Here is a 16971-nt window from a genome sequence, read left to right on the forward strand (position 1 = left end):
ACATGCGGCGTCTGAGCCTCAGCGTTGCTGCGGCAACTGGGCGTGTGGCCTGCTGCCCGGCGGCCGGCGACTGATCGCAGCGATCTCGGTGAGAATCGGGTGTAGTCGCTCGGCCAGGGTCGGGTCCGTGCGAGTGAGTTCCGCGGTCAGGGACGTTGCGGCAGCCGAGAGCGCACGGCGTAACTCGGTCTCATCAGTGGAGCGGACCAGGGTCGTTTCGAGCGGGCCGGTGATGTCGGCGGGCAGCAGGTGGGCGCCTTTGGCGTAGCTGGCGGGGTGGCCCAGGCGCCGGCAGGCGAGCGCGATCGTCTGGGTGCGCATGGCGCTGATCCAGTGCTCCGCCTGCCAGTATCTGCCTCGTTCGATGCTGATCCGCGCGTGTAGTGCGTGGTGCCATGCCAGGCCAGCCGTGTCGTCGTGGGCGCTCGGGGCGGGGGCCTGGGGTGGTGTGGCTCGCCCGAAGATGAGTCGCCAGGTCGGGCCTCGCGGACCGAACTCGACTTCCGGGCTGAACGAGAGGTCGACTTCCAGGCAGTGGGGCAGCAGGAACACCCGGTAGATCGCGGACCCGGACGTCAGATCCCAGTGGTGGACCGCCGCGAAGTCCTGGTAGATCTGTTGCGTCCACCGATGCATGACGGCGTCGAGGGGGCCCCTGATCCCGAAGGCCAGATCGATGTCCGACCAGCGATCCTCATCGCCCGTGGCGTGCGAGCCGGTGACCGCGGCGGCGACGACAGCGGGGTCCTGTTCCGCCAGGTGCAGCAGCCGCCGCCGGATCAGGTCGCGTTCCTCCACTAAGAACATATGTCGATGCTGGCAGACTGACCGCATGACGGGTCTGACCGCCGAGGTCGTGGTCGACGGTTGTGCCCCGCAGACCCCGGCGCTGGCCCCGAACGGGCGCCTGCTCTGCTACGTCCTCGCTCCCATCAGCCGGGCCGGTGACCACCTCGATACCGAACTCTGGCTCGCCGGCACCGATGACGCCGTCGTGCCGCGCCGAGCGACAGCCGACACCGCAACCGAGTCCCGGCCGCTCTGGTCGGCCGACTCGGAGACGCTGTTCTTCCTGTCCGACCGCACCGACCGCGGCACCCCGCAGCTACACAGACTCACCCCCGCCAACGGCGCGGTGACCACGGTGACCAACTGGCGAACCGGCGTCATCGACCACCTGCCGCTCAGCGACCCCCGCCTGGTCGCTCTGCTCGCGGAGGACGAACCCACCGAGCAGGACGCGCGCCGCGCCCGGGACCGAGACGACGCCGTCGTCGTCGGCGAGCGCGAATCGCGTGCCCGGTTGCGGATGCTCGACCTGCGCACCGGCCGGATCACCACCCCGGGTGTGTTCGGCGACCGGCACGTCGTGGAACTGTGCCAACGTCCCGGCGGCGGCCCACTTGCCGTGCTCACCTGGGCCAGCGCCGACAACGACCACGGCCCGCGCACCGGCCGACTGCACCTGTTCGACCCCACGACCGGGAGTGCGGAGAACCTTGGCCCGGTCGCGGCCGACGCACGATCTCTGGCCTGGTGGCCGGGCGAGGACGGTTGGCACCTCGGTTACGTCGCGCTCACCCCGCCGGTGCTGCAGGCCGGCACCGCCGTGTTCGACCTGGCCGTGGGCAGCCGCGTCCTGCGCAACCGGACAGCTGGTCTCTCGATGTGCCCCACCCAGCTCTGCCAGACCGGTGCCGCCCCGCTGGTGGTGTTCGCCGACGGTCTGAACACGACACTGGCCCGGCTCGACCCCGCCGGCCTCAGCACCCTGTCGCATCACCCGGGACGCCTCGACAACGTCACCACCACTCCTACCGGCACAGAGATCGCCGCCATTACCGGCACCCGCTATCAACCCCCGAACGTTCATATCGGGCCGTCGACCGGGCCGCTGCGAAGAATCACCAACACCCGCCCGGACCTGGACGGCATCGCACTCGGCACGCAACAACCGCTGGCCTACCGCGCCGCCGACGGCCTCGACCTGGACGGTTTGCTCGTGCTGCCGGTCGGAAGGTCCGCATCGGAAGGCCCGTTCCCGCTGGTCACGATCGTGCACGGAGGCCCCTACGATCGCTACGCCGATCGGTGCCAGTTGTTCTGGTTCCCCAGCGCGCAGTGGCTGGCCGCCGCCGGCTACGCGGTGTTCCTGCCCAACCCGCGCGGCGGCCAGGGCCATGGTCACCAGTTCGCCGCCAGCGTCGCCGGCCAGGTCGGAGGGCAGGAGTGGACCGACATCCTGACCGGCATCGACCTGCTCATCGCTCAGGGCATCGCCGACCCCGACCGGCTGGGCATCGCTGGTTGGAGTCACGGCGGCTTCATGTCCGCCTGGGCCGTCGGCCAGACCGACCGCTTCCAGGCCGCGCTGGTCGGTGCCGGCGTCGTCGACTGGGGCATGCTCGCCGCGACCGGGGAGAACGGCCAGTTCGAAGCCGCGCTCGGTGGCAGCACCGGCTGGTCCGGCATCGGCCCACACCCCCATGACGCGGTCAGCCCGATCTCCTTCGCCAGCCGCATCCGCACTCCGGTGCTCATCCTGCACGGTGCCGAGGACACCAACGTTCCCCTCGGGCAGGCCGTGTACCTCCACCGGGCGCTGCGCCACTTCGATGTCGAGCACGAGTTCGTGATCTACCCGAGAGAGGGCCACTCGGTCCGGGAACGCAACCATCAACTCGACGTCCTGCGCCGGACTCGCGCCTGGTTCGATCGCTGGCTCCGGCCCTGAGCGGGCGCGTGGATCAGATGTCGTCGCTTACCTGAGCTGACCTCAGGACCTTCAGCTCCGTGAGACCTCGGGTCCAACTCACCAACTCGCGCGCTGCCTCAACCTCCTCTTGGCCGTTTGGACGCATTAACGGTTTGCAGGTAACAGTAATCCGATAATTAGCTGCCACAAAGGGGGCGAAGCGGGCATGCATCATAATGACAGTTCTTGTGCGTAATGGTTCAGGATGGTGTAGCGACGTCCGAAGCGGACCGATGCCCCAGTTGACGTGCTCACTCAGGCGCTTGCGGTAAAGGCTTCAGCGCACCTGCCGCCAGTGATGTGCGCCCAGGCCCCGCCCGGCGACCTTCTGGTACACGCCCCGCTGGCTGCCGTAACCGCGCACGATCAGGCAGCCGTCAGCGCTCTGACAAACCCGATCAGGTGGGAAGCCGCCAAGCGGCTCAGGTCGGTGATCGGCATTGCGCGCCGACAGCCCGACCGCCGAAATCTCAGGAGAATCGTTCTGACAGAACCGTTCAACCCGTTCGAGGGCAGCGCTTCCCCCGAGACTGCGACATCCTGGTCACTGTGATCACGCAACGGCTCCGGGTCGCCGCGTACGCGGTGTGTCTACGGGATGAGGACCTGCTGCTCGCCCGTTGGGTTTCGCCCGACGGTGCCCGGCGCCACTGGACGTTGCCCGGCGGCGGGGTCGAACACGCCGAGGATCCGTTCGACGCCGTCGTGCGGGAGGTAACTGAGGAGACGGGGGTACGAGGCGCAGGTCGAGCAGTTGCTCGGTGTGAACTCGCGTACGAGGAATGTGGAGCGCAACGACAGGGATGTTGTCGAGTTGCACATGCTGGCCATCTTCTACCGGGCCCGGATCGTTGCCGGTGAGCTTCGATCCGAGACGTGCGGCACGACCGACCTGGCGCAGTGGACACCCATGGCACAGGTCTCGACCCTGGAGCGCTCCGTCGTCGTCGACGTCGGGCTTGAGCTGCACCGCAGTGCGCCGCCGACCGGGCACGTGGAGACGATCCAGACGACCGGACTCCTGCGGCACTGAGTGCAGGGCGCCGTCCTGGTCGATCAGCGACCGCACCAGGCCCGGGCCGAAGCGGTGTGGAGCAGCAGCCCGCTGACGAGCAGGGCCAGCACCGCCAGCAGCCCGCCCAGGATCCCCACGACGACAAGGGGTTCGACCGGCGGCGTGATCAGCGACCCGAGGCGCGGCCCGAACAGCAGCATCGTCCCGGCACCACCGAGAAAAGCGAGCCCGACGCCCACGGCGAATCGCTGGGCCACCCGCCACGCGGTCGGGGCCCCGCGCCGGAGGCCACGGAGCAGGACACCGACGGCCACCGTGCAGCCACCCAGGGCGAGCCAGTTCCCGGCGCCGCCGACCTCGGACAGGAGCGCGATGTCAACGGCAAGCACGTACACCCACCAGAACGCGAACAGCAGCACGCTGGCGCTGATGCTGGGCGGTCGCCGCCCGGTGGCCGCCGGGCCGGGGCGCAACGACTCACTGATCATCGCCGGATCATACGGACCGGTCACCCCCGCGCGACGTGCGCCAGCTCCGCATAACCGAGGTACGCGGTCAGGCGCTTGAGGACTAACGCCTCCGCGGCGCTGGCCTCTTCAAGCAAGAGGTTTCCTCCAATGCAGTTGATCTGTGAGCATCGTGCGATGGAGCGCGGTCACCCATCTGGGGCACCTGTACGAGGCGTACGGCTTTTCCACCCAGGGCTTCGACGTCTTCTACCTGGCCACCGGGTTGACCGAGGGAGAGCCGGACCGCGAGGCGACCGAGCAGGACATGGTGCACCGGTCGTTCACCGACGCCCAGATCCGTGCCATGGTCTTGGCTGGCGACATCGTCGATGCGCCGTCGCTGGCTGCGCTGACCCTCTACGCAATGTCTCGTTGACCTCGCCGCTCGACTCACGCCAGACGGCTCACGGGGGTTGACCGGCCGCAGTGTCCTGCGCGCTCAGCCCACCTGCCGGCCGTACGCGGCCCGTGCTGCGACAACCTCTTCGGACTGCCGTACGCGCCACCTCTTCTGCGCCTCGCTGTTGCACACTCGACACACCGTGCGGTAGCGACCACTCGTTGGATCGAGCTCCCGCTCGTGCCCGTTTCGGCACCGCGGCTGCTGGGTGCGGTTGCGGCAGTTCTCGGCGTGGGTCACCTGCTGGAGATGGGTGGGTTCGATGCAGTCCGGCGCGCCACACAGGTGGCGCACGTCCAACCCGGGGTCGTACCCACCGACGAAGACGACGTAGGCCGTGATGTGGGCCCAGGCCCGCCCGGCGACCTTCTGGTACACGCCCCGCTGGCTGCCGTAACCGCGCACGATCAGGCAGCCGTCGTCTCGACGGACCGAACGACCGATGAGGTACGCGCGCAGGGTCTCCTCAGTGAAATGTCGGGACAAGCCCTTCACCTGCGACAGCATCTCACCAGGCTAGATCAGGGGGCCGCGCGTGGGTGACGAGGACCGACCGGCTGGGACCGGCGTGAGCGAGCGACTCGCCGGTCCTGGCCGAGTTGGTCCCCGCGTTGCTGGTCGGCGCTCGATAGATTGGCGGCCATGTCGTCACTGGGCAAGCTGGACGGGTGGGAGTCGCTGTCGCCGGAGTTGCGGGAGCGGATGGTCGCGGCCGACCTGCCGGAATCGCTGCGACTCGATGAGTACGACCTGTTTCTGCTCGGCCCGGACCTGATCTTCCGGGATGGCCTGTTGCGATTCGGCTACGGCACGGACGCGTGGGGCGGCGAATTCTGCCTCGATCTGGACACCGGCGCCGTGCTGGTCGTCGATGACAGTCGGACACGGACGTTCGTGAACTCCTCGCTCGACCTGTACGCCCGTTCGCTGCGCCTGGTCGCCGGTCTGGCGCCCGCAATCGTCGGCGGCGACCCGGACGGGTGGGAAGACGCCAAGAACGAGATGCAGCGGGTCATCGGGGAGTGGGACGCACCGGCGATGACCTCGGACAACTACTGGGACGGCCTCTCGTGGGACATCGCCACCGGCAACTACGCCGACCAGTCTGCCGAACGGTGTGCAGGTGACCACGGGTGGCGTCGACTTCACGCAGCCGGTCAAGACGACCAAGCTGAGTGACACCACGTTCAAGGAGCAGCACGCGGGCCTGCCGACCACCGTCGACAGGTCGCTCACCGAGGTCACGAGGTCCTCGGACGAGAAGCAGGCCTACCTGGGCGGCGCCGACGAGATCCCCGACTTCGTCGGCCTGAACAAGGCGAACCCGGCGCCGAGCGGCCCGGCAGGCGGTGGCGGCGGCGGACTGCCGATCACCGGTTCACCCCTCCTCACCATCGCGGCGGTCGGGATCCTGCTGATCCTGATCGGCATGGCGGCCCTGTGGCGTACCCGCCGCCTGCGGTGGGTGGTCAAGTAGGTCACGCCGTCCCGTCGCGCCCCTGAAGGGCGCGGCGGGACGGTCCGCCGCTGGTCATGCCCACGTTGGCAGCCAGATCTCCGCATCGGCTGGGCTCGTTCGTCGCGAATCGAGGTGATCGCGGAGTGTGGCGAGCGCGGGATGCGGGTTGTCGTCGCGCCAGATCAGCGACATGGGGTAGATCGGCGCCGGCCCGCGTACCGGTATGCGCCGCAGGTCGTAGCTGTCCGGCCACAGGTACCGGGTGCGTTCGCCGGCGAACGTCGCCAGTTCCGCGGAGTCGGCGATCTCGGCCAACAGTGCCTCGTTGCCGAAGACCGGCCCGACCAGGTCGATGGTGAGGCCGAACGCGGCGGCGAGTTCGTCGTAGTAGTCCGCCCATTCGGTGCCGGAGGCCATGCCGGGCATCCAGATGCGGTGCGCGGCGAGCTGCGCAGGTGTGACGGTGCGGGCGTTGGCGAGGGCGTGGCGTGGCCCGACGAGGAGTTCGTGGTGTTCGTCGATCACGCGGGCGGTCCTGATCCCGTCGGGCAGGTGGCGCTCCGGGGTGGGGACGGCGTGGAAGGTGGCGTCGACCGCCCCCGCCTCGACGGCGGCCATCGCGGCATGGACATCGGCGTCGAGGGTGACGACATCCAGCTCGATGCGGGGGTGCGCCCGGTGGAAGTCCTGCAACAGCACCGCTGGTGCGATGCGTCGACTGTGCACATCCACGCGCAGGGCGCGCCGACCGGGGCGTACGGAGGCGTCGGCGCGCGCCTCGACGCGCAGCAGTTCCCGGGCGTGGGGCAGGAAGGTCTGGCCGTCGATCGTGAGCTGGGCGCCGCGAGCGGTGCGGTTGAACAGTCGTACCTGAAGATCCTTTTCCAGGGCGGCGATGCGCTTGGACACGGCCTGCTGGGTGATCGACAGCGTGGTGGCGGCGTCCTGGAACTGACCGGCGTCGGCGGCGGCGACGAACGTGCGTACGGCGTCGAGATCCACGCCAGGAACCCTACTTCCACAACATCTGGTTGTGACTCACCGTGGGTTCGGTTGTTTGATCTGGCCCCTGCGCCCTTGCTTTGATCGCACCGGCCAACGGCAGGTTGTTGGAAGCGGGGGTGTGGGGTGTGGCGGCGAGACGATCCCTGGGTCGGCGGTTCCGGTGGTTGTGGGCGGCGTACGCGGTCAGCGCCTACGGTTCCGGGTTCGGCTTCGGTGCCCTACCGCTGATCGCCGTGCTGGTGTTGGACGCCAGCCCCGCCCAGGTGTCCGCGCTGTCGGCTGTGGGGCCGGCGGTGGGCGCGCTGGTCGCGTTGCCACTCGGGCCGTGGGTGGAGTTCCGCCGCAAACGGCCGGTGATGGTCGTGATGGATCTGACCCGGTTCGCGGTGCTGCTGACGATCCCCATCGCGTACGCGCTCGGCCGGCTCGGTTTCGCGCAGTTGTTGGTCGTCTCGGCAGTCGTCGCCACCGCCAGGATCGCTTTCGGTGCGGCCAGCGGCGCCTACCTCAAGGCTCTCGTCCGGCCGGACGACCTGCTCGTGGCCAACGCGAGGTTCGAGTCGACGACCTGGAGCGCCATCGCGCTCGGGCCGCCGCTGGGCGGCGCGGCGGTCGGCCTGTTCGGCCCGGTCGCCACCATAGTGGCCGATGCCGTGAGCTACCTGCTCTCCGCGCTGGGGATCACGGCGATTGGCGGGCGGGAGGAACACCCCCGGCGCGGTGGCGGTCGCCGGGTGCGTGCCAGCGAGGTGCTCGATGGCTGGCGGCACCTTCTGACCCACCGTGGCCTGCGGGCGCTCTACCTCAACCAACTGCTCGTCAGTGGGCTGATCATGGCCACCGAGCCACTGCTGGCCGTGCTCCTGCTCGGCGAACTCGGTTTACCACCCTGGCAGTACGGGCTTGCCTTCGCCGTGCCCTGCGTCGGCGGGCTCATCGGCTCACGCCTGGCCCGCCGGGTCGTCGCGAGGTACGGCCGACACCGGATCATCCGCACCGTGGGCACGTTGCGCGCGATCTGGCTGGTCGGCCTCGCCTTCGTCCAGCCCGGTGTCGTCGGGCTCGCCACGGTGATCGCCGTCGAACTTGCGATCATCATCAGCATGAGCCTGTACAACCCGGTTCTCGCCACCTACCGCCTGGAGCAGACGCCGAAGGACCGCGTGGTCCGGACTCTGACGGCCTGGTCGATCGGCAGCAGTGCCACCATCGCGGTCCTCAGCGCGCTCGGCGGACTGTTCGCCGCCGCCACCAGCCCTCGCACGGCCATCCTGGTCGCGGGACTGCTGATCCTCGCCAGCCCGTTGCTGCTACCGCGCCGCCCCGATCCCAAAGCGGCAGGGGACGCCGAGGCCTACGATGACGGCCGCCCGCAGACGATGCGGGAGTTCGCCTGATGTTCCAGCCGACCTATCCGATTCGCACCGCTCGGCTCACCCTGCGTCCGTTCACCATCGACGACCTCGATGACGTGTACGCGTACCAGCGTCGACCCGACGTCGTTCGCTGGATGCTCGGTGCCGAGCCGCGTACCCGTGAGCAGTCGCGGGCGTCGGTGCTCGCCATGGCCGGCGAGGACGCGCTGCGCGCGGAGGGGGACTGCCTGGCGTTGGCCGCGGTCGGTGAAGCGGGGGTGATCGGGACCGTGGAGTTGGTGTGGCGCAGCCAGGTCGACCGTACGGCTGAGATCGGTTTCGTGTTCAACCCCGACCATGGGGGCCGCGGGTTGGCGACGGAAGCCGCTTCGGCGTTGGTGGACTGGGGTTTCACCGAGTTCGGCCTGCACCGGATCTATGGCCGGTGTCACGGGCGCAACACCGCCTCGGCCCGGCTGATGGCCAGGCTCGGCATGCGCCGCGAGGCACACCACGTCGCGAGCTATCTGTTCGCGGGGGAGTGGGCTGACCGGCTCGTGTTCGCGATCCTGAACCGCGGGTGGCAACGCCGTACGCGCACGTCGCCGTGATGATCGACTGCCACGGCGACGTGCGCGTACGGCCGACGCTCAGCCCTGGCGGCCCAGCCACTCCCGGTAGGCGGTGGGCGCGATGACGGCGCCGTCGGGGGCGACGAGGACGTCGTCGGGAGCGGCGGCGAACATGCCAGCGCTGTCGTCGGTCGTGACGGTGCGCTGGTCACCACGGGCGGCGAGGGTGATGCGCCCCAACTCGTCGAGGGCGAAGACCTCGGGGCCGGCGACGTTGCGGATGCCCCGCAGCGGCGCGCCCATGCTGACGTCGGCGACGGCCTGCGCCACGTCGGCGGCGGCCATCGGCTGCACCGGGGTGCTGGGCAGGCGAACGGTCTTCCCGTCGGCGGTCCAGGAGAGGATCGACTCGATGAACTCGAAGAACTGGGTGGCTCGGACGATCGAGTACGGAACGGGACCGGCCCTGAGGATGTCCTCCTGGAGGGTCTTGGCGCGGTAGTAGGCCAGGTCGGGCACCTGGTCCACGCCGACGATGGAGAGCACCACCGCGTGACCGACGCCCGCACGCTCGGCGGCGGCCAGGAGGTTGTCCATGGTCGTCTGGAAGAAGGCGGGGGAGGCGTCGTCGAAGGTCGGCGAGTTGGTCAGGTTGACGACGACGTCGGCGCCGATGAGCGTCTCGGACAGCCCCTGCCCGCTGAGGAGGTCCACCCCGGTGGACAGCGAGTGCGGCACCGCCTCGTGCCCGGCGGTCTGCAAGATCTTGACGACCTGCGACCCGATGAGGCCGGTCCCACCCAGTACGGCGATCTTCATGCTCATGCACCTTCCCGTGAAATGTGGTCGTCTGTCCGGCTTCCTGGCTCAAGCCAAACTCGGACCTCTCCTGTCCGAGAACAATACTCGGACATTGCGAGTCCGAGTATCCGGGGTTGGCTAGGGTGAGGTCATGAAGATGTCCGGCGGGGTCGAGTGGGCGCTGCACTGCTGCGTGGTCCTCACGACCAGCAGCACGCCCGTCCCGGCGGCCAAACTGGCGGAGCTGCACGATGTCTCCAGCAGCTACCTCGCCAAGCAGCTCCAGTCGCTCGCCCGCGCCGACCTGATCCACTCCGTTCAGGGCAAGTCGGGCGGTTACGTCCTCACCCGGGCGCCGGAGAGCATCACCCTGCTCGACGTGGTGCGGGCCGTCGATGGCCCGGGCCCCAGTTTCGTCTGCACGGAGATCCGCCAGCGCGGCCCGTTCGCGACGCCGGCCGACTCCTGCACCACGCCGTGCCCGGTCGCCCGTGCCATGTGGGCAGCGGAGGACGCGTGGCGCCAGGCGCTCGCCGCGGTCACGATCGCCGATCTCGCCCGCGACGTCGACACCACCTCCGGCCCCGAGGCACTGGCCGGCATCCACACCTGGCTCACCGGCGACCGCGCCGGCTGACCACTGTCAGCCGGTGTGGCGTACCTCGGTGTCCCAGATCTGCGCCCACGGACGCCGCAGCCCCCGGCACACGTGGATCGGGCCGCCGTTCTCGTCGTTCTCCACCTCGACCCGCTGGTCCACCCGCCCGGCGAGTGTGCACGTCTCGAACCAGGCGTTCAACGGGTCGGGCCGTTCCCAGCCGACAGCGATGACCACGTCCGCTTCGGCGGGTGGCCGACCGAAGTCGACCATGCTGTTGTGCCCGGAGTATGCGCGCGGAAGACCACGGGCCGGACCGTACCGGGCCACCGCACCGGCCTCGCCGTAGTTGCTGGTCAGGATGACCGCCCGCGAGCGCTCCTCGGGTGTCAGGCCACCGTGGACGGCGGCGAGCGAGTCCGCGAACGCCGGCCAGCCGATCGTCTCGCCGGCGTCGTAGTTGACGTCGACCACGAACCCGGGCAGCCGCTCGGCGGGCAGCACCGGCAGCAGCAGCACGATGTTGGGCAGGAGGAACGGCACCACACCCAGCACGAGCAGCCCTCGACGCAACCGGATCGACCCGCGCGACGCCCACGCGACGGTGACCAGTACGCCGGCTGCGGTGAGGACCAGCAACAACGGCGCGTCGTAGTAACCCTTGCCGCCGGCGATCAGCACGATGCCGACCACCACCAGCCAGGCCCAGCCCACCGCCCGGTACGCCCGCCACGCCGGTCGGCGCAGCAGCGCGACGAGGCCCGCGATCCAGATCGGTACGGCGTACGGGCTGATGATGACGAACTGGAGGGTCAACGCGTCGACCCGGCCGCTGTAGGAGCTGTCTCCGTCGGAGATGGAGGCCGCCACGCCGAGTTGCGGGAAGCCGTGTGCCGCCTGCCAGATGAGGTTCGGAGCGGCCAGCAGCACGGCGACGCCGGCAGCGGCGAGCACCCACCGGTCACGCAGCAGCCGACGTGGCCCGGCGATGAGCACCCCGGCGATCAGACCCACTGCCAGCAACGCCGGCAGGAGCTTGCTGAGCATGCCCACCCCGAGCGCCAGACCGATGCCGAGCGCCCAGCGGCTGTCGCCGGTGCGCAGCAACCGCACCGCACACCACACGGCGGCCAGCCAGACCAGCAGGTCGACGGTGGTGGTGCTGAGCAGGTGACCGCTGGCGAGAACGATGCCGGACAGCGCGGCCAGCACCGCCGCGAAGGTCTGCGCGCCACGCCCGCCGCCCAGCTCCCGGGCGATGGCGGCGACCAGCAGCACTGCGCCACCAGCCAGCAGCGCCGACGGCGTCCGCAGCACCACCAGGTTGCCCGGTGCGATCGTGTCGAGCAGCCGAGCGAGCGCCGGGACCAGCGGACCCTGGTCGACGTAGCCCCAGTCGAGGTGTCGGCCGGCGAGCAGGAAATACAACTCGTCGCGGTGGTAGCCGTACCGGCCTGCGAGCAGCAGCAGCGTCACAGTGGTCGCGGCGGAAACCAGCCACGGGCCGCGCCCTCGTGCTCCAACCTCCGGTGGCGCGCCCGGCGGTGCCGCCGGAGCCGGCCGCCGAGGCCGGTCAATGTCGATCGCGGGGTCGCTCACCTGCTCATGATGACCCGCGAGGTGGTCGCGCGGGTGCCCGTACCGCGTTCGGCACTGTCCCGCATGCGGGTGGTCGGGACGGGTGCGAAGATCAGCTTCGTCACTCGGACCGAAAGGACGATATGCGCTACCGCACTCTGGGCTCCACCGGCACTGTGGTCTCGACCCTGTGCCTGGGCACCATGACCTTCGGCGCGGAAACCGACGAGGCCGGCAGCTTCGCCCAACTGGACCGGTTCGTCGAGGCCGGTGGCACCTTCATCGACACCGCCGACGTCTACTCCGCCGGCGTCTCGGAGGACATCGTCGGGCGTTGGCTGCGGGCCCGACCCGACCTGCGCGACCGGCTGGTGATCGCCACCAAGGGGCGTTTCCCGATGGGCCCGGGGGCGAACGACGCCGGCCTGTCCCGGGTGCACCTCACCCGCGCGCTGGACGCCAGCCTGCGGCGACTCGGGGTCGAGGCCGTCGACCTCTACCAGGCGCACGCCTGGGACCCGATGACCCCACTGCCGGAGACCCTGCGGTTCTTCGACGACGCGGTGAGCGCCGGAAAGATCCGCTATGCGGGGGTCAGCAACTTCACCGGCTGGCAGTTGCAGAAGGCCGCCCTGCTCACCCAGCACCTCAACCTCACCCCGATCGTGACCCTGCAACCGCAGTACAACCTGCTGGCTCGGGAGATCGAGTTCGAGCTGGTGCCGGTCTGCGAGAACGAGGGCATCGGCATCCTGCCGTGGTCACCGCTGGGCGGCGGCTGGCTGACCGGCAAGTACCAGCGCGACAGCACGCCCACCGGAGCGACCCGCCTCGGCGAGAACCCCCAGCGCGGCGTCGAGGCGTACGCCGGTCGCAACGCCGAGGAGCGCACCTGGCGGGTGCTCGACGCGGTCCGTCAGGTCGCCGGGGAACGCGGCGTGTCCATGTCGGCGGTGTCGCTGGCCTGGCTGGCGGCTCGACCGGCGGTCACCTCGGTCATCCTCGGCGCGCGCACCACCGAACAGCTCGACGACAACCTGACGGCCGCCGACCTGGTCCTCGACGCCGAGCAGATGCGGTTGCTGGACGAGGCGAGCGCCCCGCTGGTGGGGGACTACCCGTACGGCGCAGCGGGTGTGCGGCAGCGCGGCCGCGACCTGCCGACCTCATCATGATTCCCTTCCCCGAGCCCACCGCGCCGGCCGGCAGCCGCACCGAGGTCTTCCTGCGCTACCTGGACTACTTCCGCGAGTCCACTGTGGCCAAGGTGTCGGCGTTGGCCGAGCCGGAGCTGCGCCGCAGCCGGCTGCCATCGGGGTGGACCCCACTGGAGCTGCTCACGCACCTGCGCCACGTCGAACTGCGCTGGATCGAGTGGGGTTTCCAGGGCCGGGACGTCGCCGACCCGTGGGGCGACCGCCGCGACGACCGCTGGTACGTCGCCCCGGAGGAGACCCGGGAGGACCTGGTGGCGGCGCTGCGGGCCCAGGGCGAGCACACCAGCGCGGTGGTGACGGCACACGACCTGGCGGAGATCGGTGCGCCGGGACCGCGCTGGAACGGCGCGGACCCGGCGTCGCTGGAGCGGGTGCTGTTCCACCTGGTCCAGGAGTACGCCCGCCATCTCGGCCACCTCGACGTGGTCGCCGAACTCGCCGGCGGCCCCGTCGGCGAGTGAGCCCCCGGCTCGATAATGGGCGAATGCCGTCGCTCGTCACACCCGCCCTGCCCGCCGGGAGCCTCGGCGTCCAGGACCAACCCCACCTACCGGTACGCCCCGGGCTGGCGCTGCGGCCGTGGCGCGACGACGACGCCGGGGTCGTCCGGGTCGCGTTCGACTGTCCAGCGATCCAACGCTGGCACGTCCGCCGTCTCGACAGCGGCGACGAGGCGCGGGCGTGGACGGCGCAGTGGGCCGGCCACTGGCACGAGGAGACGTCCGCGAGCTGGGCGATCGTCGACGCGGACGACCGGCCGCTCGGTCAGGTGGGGTTGCGGGGCGTGCTGCTGGCCGAGGGGTCGGCGCACCTGTCGTACTGGCTGCTGCCGGGTGCACGCGGTCGGGGGATCGCCACCGAGGCGCTGGGAGCTCTGACCCGCTGGAGCTTCACGGACGCCGGTCTGCACCGGCTCGCCCTGGAGCACTCGACCGCCAACCCGGCGTCGTGCCGGGTGGCCATGCGAGCAGGTTTCCCCGCCGAGGGCGTGGCTCGCGGGTCGGTCCGCCACAGCGACGGCTGGCACGACATGCACCTGCACGCACGGCTGCGCACCGACGGCTTGACCTGATCAGTGGACGCCAAGGGATGTGGGCCTGGGCGGGCACCACCGCCGACTCGACGGGCCCTACCATCTCCGGCATGGCAACGCGGCTCGTACAGATCAACATGAAGGCCCGCGACGATTCCGCGCTGGGCGGTTTCTGGGCGGCGGTGCTCGGCTGGGAGATCTCCAGCGAGGGCCCCGGCGTGACCAACCTCGAACCTGTGGGCTTCGTCTACCCGGACCCCGTCGCTGTCTGCATCGACCTCGTCGTCTCCCCGGAACCAAAGACGGTGAAGAACCGCGTGCACGTCGACCTCGCCACCACCTCGGCGGCTCACCAGGCGGAGGTGGTGGCGCGCCTGAAGGATCTCGGCGCGACACCTGCCGACGTGGGCCAGGGCGACGTTCCCTGGACGGTCCTGGCCGACCCGGAGGGCAACGAGTTCTGCGTGCTGGAGCCCCGACCGCTCTACCGGGACACCGGGCCGATCGCCGCGGTCGTGGTCGACTGCGCGGATCCGCGAGCCATGGCCGACTTCTGGAGCCAGGCCACGGACTGGGTCCTGCACGACGTGACCGACCGCCAGGCGGTGCTGCGCTCCGCCAAGGGCGTCGGCCCGTACCTGGAGTTCGTCCGGACACCCGACGTGAAGACCGTGTGGAACCGCGTCCATCTCGACGTCCGGCCCTACCCGGGTGACGACCCGGAGGCCGAGGCTGCCCGACTGCGGGCTCTCGGCGCCACCGCCGTCGATCTGGGCCCCGACGATGTCGCGTGGACCGTCCTCGCGGACCCCGAAGGCAACGAGTTCTGCCTGCTCAGCCCAAGCTGACCCATAGGCTCGTGAGAGCTGCTTCGTCGGAGTGCGGTGTGTGGCTCAGCGGGCTTCGGCCCAGCCGATGAAACGCGGGGTCAGATCGGGCAGCGCGACGCCCGGGTTCAGCGTAATGAGATCGGCTTCGGCCGCCTCCTGAAGCTTTGCCAGGTGACTCAACAGGCCCGGCCGATCCTCGCGGTACTCGCCGAGGAGGCGCAGCTTCGCGGCCGAGCACGGCCACAGGATGCCGCAGACCGGGCAGCGCCACGCTGGCCGCAAGGGGGAGTGCTTCGGTCGCTCGGGCATCAGACGACCTCCACCGTTTTGACAGGCCGGATCGGTGCGAGCGAGCGGGCGTCCCCGGAGGAGCGGGGGGCCTGAACCTGCACCTGCACGCCCGCACGCATTACGAAGAGCTCGCGCCGGGCGACCGCCTCGCCCTTCTTGCCCAACTCGTACGCGTCGAGCCAGAGCCAACCGTCGTAGGTGTGGCGATCGGGCAGCTCGCGGATGACCCGGACGACGATCGGCTTCATAAATTGGACGCTCGCGGCGGTGGTCAACCGGATCACGTCCCCAGCCCTGAGCACTGGGCCAGCCGTCGTCGTAGCTCTTCCCGCTTCGACTTCGCGGCCTTCTTCTCCGTCCTCGTCGGACACGGCTTTCCCCCTGATCGACGTGTGGGAAGGGGCCGCCCCCGTGAGTGCTCGCTCAACGGAAGCGGCCCCGCTACGAACGCGTCCGCCGGGTTCGGGTCCCCTGCCGGCCGCGCCGTCTACAGAGCACCTTGCCGGGGGTTGCTGGACAAATACACAGCGTTATCTAATCTCTTCAAGGCAGTTGGTTTGTTCCAGGGGAGGGGCGGCATGAATCACGCCTTTGTCGCAGCGCTGGCTGGGGCGGGTCACACCGCCGAGAGCCTCGCAGGTCAGATCGGTGTGCACCCGAAGACCGTCGCCAGGTGGGCAAACCCGGGTCACATCCCCCAGAGCCGTCATCGCTCGACCGTCGCAAAGCTCCTGGCAAAAGATGCCGACGCACTTTGGCCGGACGTCGTCCGTCGCCGCGAACCGGTGTGGTTCCGGCCGTGGGTCGACCTCGAACGCGAGGCGGTGACGCTCCGGTCGTTCGAGCTGACGTGGGTACCCGGACTGCTCCAGACGGAGGCGTACGCGCGAGCGACCCTGGCGGGTGGGGTGCTGGCACCGGACGCGGTCGCCGAATTCGCCGAGGCCCGAATGAACCGGCAAGCGATCCTCAGCCGTGACGGCGGACCACTGCTGATCGCGGTGCTGGACGAGGGGGTGCTGAGGCGACGCGTCGGCGACGAACGCGCGTTGATGGCGTCGCAACTCGCGCGCCTGCTGGGCTTTGCCGAGATGGGCAGCGTGCAGCTCCACATCGTTCCGGCGGACGCGCCCAGCTATCCCGGGCTCGACGGACCATTCACCATCGCCGACATGCCGGATGGATCGAGGGTCGCGCACGTCGACAGCCCCGCACGGGCGCAGATCCTCGATCAGATATCGGACCTTGTTAGCCTGGAACGACGGTGGGAGCGTATTCGCGGAGAGGCACTGCCCCGAGGACGTTCCGTGGACCTTCTCAGAGAAGCGGCAGCATCATGGACCTGATCGGCGCCCGGTGGCGTAAGAGCACGAAGAGCGGCGGCAACGGTGGCAACTGTGTCGAGGTTGCCGACAACCTTCCAGGCGTGGTCCTCGTCCGTGACACCAAGGATCGCGACGGCGCGACACTGGCCTTCAGCCCGCAGTCGTGGCGTGGCTTCGTGACGATGGCACGCGACGCCGACTGACTGACCACCTCGCGGGAAGCCTCCC

Annotated in this window: 23 protein-coding genes; 15 read left to right on the forward strand and 8 right to left on the reverse strand. The window is 69.8% G+C overall.

The window, feature by feature from the left end; translation table 11 throughout:
- Nucleotides 1–18: 18 nt before the first annotated feature.
- The gene (locus tag KBX46_RS22955; protein WP_210794008.1) at nucleotides 19–834 is read right to left on the reverse strand and encodes a nucleotidyltransferase domain-containing protein; all 816 of its coding nucleotides are present in this window, start codon (nucleotides 832–834) and stop codon (nucleotides 19–21) included.
- On the opposite strand from KBX46_RS22955, the gene KBX46_RS22960 reads away from it, so the two are divergent.
- From KBX46_RS22960 to KBX46_RS22970, 3 genes are all read left to right on the forward strand, one after another.
- Entirely contained in the window at nucleotides 833–2734 is a 1902-nt protein-coding gene (locus KBX46_RS22960) for a S9 family peptidase (protein ID WP_210794009.1), read from the forward strand. The two genes, KBX46_RS22955 and KBX46_RS22960, sit on opposite strands and share 2 nt — an antisense overlap.
- 606 nt (nucleotides 2735–3340) lie before the next feature.
- Nucleotides 3341–3616 carry an NUDIX domain-containing protein gene (locus KBX46_RS22965; protein WP_308159672.1) on the forward strand — a complete coding sequence of 92 codons (276 nt, stop codon included), beginning with the start codon at nucleotides 3341–3343 and terminating at the stop codon, nucleotides 3614–3616.
- Nucleotides 3576–3788 (forward strand): hypothetical protein, encoded by a 213-nt coding sequence (locus KBX46_RS22970; RefSeq protein ID WP_210794089.1) that lies wholly within the window; start codon nucleotides 3576–3578, stop codon nucleotides 3786–3788. Before KBX46_RS22965 ends, KBX46_RS22970 begins: the two co-directional genes overlap by 41 nt.
- A gap of 23 nt (nucleotides 3789–3811) precedes the next feature.
- Here KBX46_RS22970 and KBX46_RS22975 read toward each other — a convergent pair whose 3' ends face one another.
- The gene (locus KBX46_RS22975) at nucleotides 3812–4258 is read right to left on the reverse strand and encodes a hypothetical protein (protein ID WP_210794010.1); all 447 of its coding nucleotides are present in this window, start codon (nucleotides 4256–4258) and stop codon (nucleotides 3812–3814) included.
- A 142-nt stretch (nucleotides 4259–4400) separates the two neighbouring features.
- Here KBX46_RS22975 and KBX46_RS22980 point away from each other — a divergent pair, with 142 nt between their 5' ends.
- Entirely contained in the window at nucleotides 4401–4655 is a 255-nt protein-coding gene (locus KBX46_RS22980; RefSeq protein ID WP_210794011.1) for a hypothetical protein, read from the forward strand.
- Nucleotides 4656–4718: 63 nt separating this feature from the next.
- On the opposite strand, the gene KBX46_RS22985 is transcribed toward KBX46_RS22980, so the two are convergent.
- Entirely contained in the window at nucleotides 4719–5186 is a 468-nt protein-coding gene (locus KBX46_RS22985) for an HNH endonuclease (protein ID WP_210794012.1), read from the reverse strand.
- 135 nt (nucleotides 5187–5321) lie between these two features.
- On the opposite strand from KBX46_RS22985, the gene KBX46_RS22990 reads away from it, so the two are divergent.
- Complete coding sequence (locus KBX46_RS22990; RefSeq protein WP_247668002.1) at nucleotides 5322–5858, forward strand: SUKH-4 family immunity protein; 537 nt, start codon at nucleotides 5322–5324, stop codon at nucleotides 5856–5858.
- On the forward strand, nucleotides 5803–6156 hold the full coding sequence (locus tag KBX46_RS22995; RefSeq protein ID WP_210794013.1) for a hypothetical protein: 354 nt from the start codon (nucleotides 5803–5805) through the stop codon (nucleotides 6154–6156). The genes KBX46_RS22990 and KBX46_RS22995 overlap by 56 nt, the downstream gene beginning before the upstream one ends.
- A gap of 54 nt (nucleotides 6157–6210) precedes the next feature.
- On the opposite strand, the gene KBX46_RS23000 is transcribed toward KBX46_RS22995, so the two are convergent.
- Nucleotides 6211–7140, reverse strand: coding sequence for a LysR family transcriptional regulator (locus KBX46_RS23000; RefSeq protein ID WP_210794014.1), 930 nt, complete (start codon nucleotides 7138–7140; stop codon nucleotides 6211–6213).
- 128 nt (nucleotides 7141–7268) lie between these two features.
- On the opposite strand from KBX46_RS23000, the gene KBX46_RS23005 reads away from it, so the two are divergent.
- The gene (locus tag KBX46_RS23005) at nucleotides 7269–8540 is read left to right on the forward strand and encodes an MFS transporter (RefSeq protein WP_308159668.1); all 1272 of its coding nucleotides are present in this window, start codon (nucleotides 7269–7271) and stop codon (nucleotides 8538–8540) included.
- Nucleotides 8540–9109: a GNAT family N-acetyltransferase gene (locus KBX46_RS23010; protein WP_210794015.1), complete on the forward strand. Its 570-nt coding sequence runs from the start codon at nucleotides 8540–8542 to the stop codon at nucleotides 9107–9109. Before KBX46_RS23005 ends, KBX46_RS23010 begins: the two co-directional genes overlap by 1 nt.
- A gap of 39 nt (nucleotides 9110–9148) precedes the next feature.
- On the opposite strand, the gene KBX46_RS23015 is transcribed toward KBX46_RS23010, so the two are convergent.
- The gene (locus tag KBX46_RS23015; RefSeq protein WP_210794016.1) at nucleotides 9149–9889 is read right to left on the reverse strand and encodes an SDR family oxidoreductase; all 741 of its coding nucleotides are present in this window, start codon (nucleotides 9887–9889) and stop codon (nucleotides 9149–9151) included.
- A gap of 133 nt (nucleotides 9890–10022) precedes the next feature.
- On the opposite strand from KBX46_RS23015, the gene KBX46_RS23020 reads away from it, so the two are divergent.
- Complete coding sequence (locus KBX46_RS23020) at nucleotides 10023–10508, forward strand: Rrf2 family transcriptional regulator (protein WP_210794017.1); 486 nt, start codon at nucleotides 10023–10025, stop codon at nucleotides 10506–10508.
- Between the two features lie 6 nt (nucleotides 10509–10514).
- Here KBX46_RS23020 and KBX46_RS23025 read toward each other — a convergent pair whose 3' ends face one another.
- Complete coding sequence (locus KBX46_RS23025) at nucleotides 10515–12068, reverse strand: glycosyltransferase family 39 protein (protein ID WP_210794018.1); 1554 nt, start codon at nucleotides 12066–12068, stop codon at nucleotides 10515–10517.
- A 122-nt stretch (nucleotides 12069–12190) separates the two neighbouring features.
- Here KBX46_RS23025 and KBX46_RS23030 point away from each other — a divergent pair, with 122 nt between their 5' ends.
- The 4 genes from KBX46_RS23030 to KBX46_RS23045 all read left to right on the forward strand — a co-directional run bounded on the left by KBX46_RS23030 (nucleotide 12191) and on the right by KBX46_RS23045 (nucleotide 15145).
- Nucleotides 12191–13222 carry an aldo/keto reductase gene (locus tag KBX46_RS23030; RefSeq protein ID WP_247668003.1) on the forward strand — a complete coding sequence of 344 codons (1032 nt, stop codon included), beginning with the start codon at nucleotides 12191–12193 and terminating at the stop codon, nucleotides 13220–13222.
- Complete coding sequence (locus KBX46_RS23035; RefSeq protein ID WP_247668004.1) at nucleotides 13219–13725, forward strand: DUF664 domain-containing protein; 507 nt, start codon at nucleotides 13219–13221, stop codon at nucleotides 13723–13725. The genes KBX46_RS23030 and KBX46_RS23035 overlap by 4 nt, the downstream gene beginning before the upstream one ends.
- Nucleotides 13726–13748: 23 nt before the next feature.
- Nucleotides 13749–14336, forward strand: coding sequence for a GNAT family N-acetyltransferase (locus tag KBX46_RS23040; protein ID WP_210794019.1), 588 nt, complete (start codon nucleotides 13749–13751; stop codon nucleotides 14334–14336).
- Between the two features lie 71 nt (nucleotides 14337–14407).
- Nucleotides 14408–15145: a VOC family protein gene (locus KBX46_RS23045; RefSeq protein ID WP_210794020.1), complete on the forward strand. Its 738-nt coding sequence runs from the start codon at nucleotides 14408–14410 to the stop codon at nucleotides 15143–15145.
- A gap of 45 nt (nucleotides 15146–15190) precedes the next feature.
- Here KBX46_RS23045 and KBX46_RS23050 read toward each other — a convergent pair whose 3' ends face one another.
- Together KBX46_RS23050 and KBX46_RS23055 are read right to left on the reverse strand one after the other, a co-directional pair.
- Nucleotides 15191–15436, reverse strand: coding sequence for a flavin reductase (locus KBX46_RS23050; RefSeq protein ID WP_210794021.1), 246 nt, complete (start codon nucleotides 15434–15436; stop codon nucleotides 15191–15193).
- Nucleotides 15436–15789, reverse strand: coding sequence for a hypothetical protein (locus KBX46_RS23055; RefSeq protein ID WP_374225011.1), 354 nt, complete (start codon nucleotides 15787–15789; stop codon nucleotides 15436–15438). The genes KBX46_RS23050 and KBX46_RS23055 overlap by 1 nt, the downstream gene beginning before the upstream one ends.
- A 207-nt stretch (nucleotides 15790–15996) precedes the next feature.
- Between KBX46_RS23055 and KBX46_RS23060 the strand changes: the two genes are divergently transcribed.
- Both KBX46_RS23060 and KBX46_RS23065 read left to right on the forward strand, forming a co-directional pair.
- A complete protein-coding gene (locus KBX46_RS23060; RefSeq protein ID WP_210794084.1) occupies nucleotides 15997–16764 on the forward strand; it encodes a DUF5753 domain-containing protein in 768 nt (255 codons plus the stop codon).
- Nucleotides 16755–16946 (forward strand): DUF397 domain-containing protein, encoded by a 192-nt coding sequence (locus KBX46_RS23065; protein ID WP_210794022.1) that lies wholly within the window; start codon nucleotides 16755–16757, stop codon nucleotides 16944–16946. Before KBX46_RS23060 ends, KBX46_RS23065 begins: the two co-directional genes overlap by 10 nt.
- Nucleotides 16947–16971: the final 25 nt, after the last annotated feature.

The sequence above is a fragment of the Micromonospora sp. C81 genome (assembly GCF_018070425.1).
GTDB classification, from domain to species: Bacteria; Actinomycetota; Actinomycetes; order Mycobacteriales; family Micromonosporaceae; genus Micromonospora; species Micromonospora zamorensis.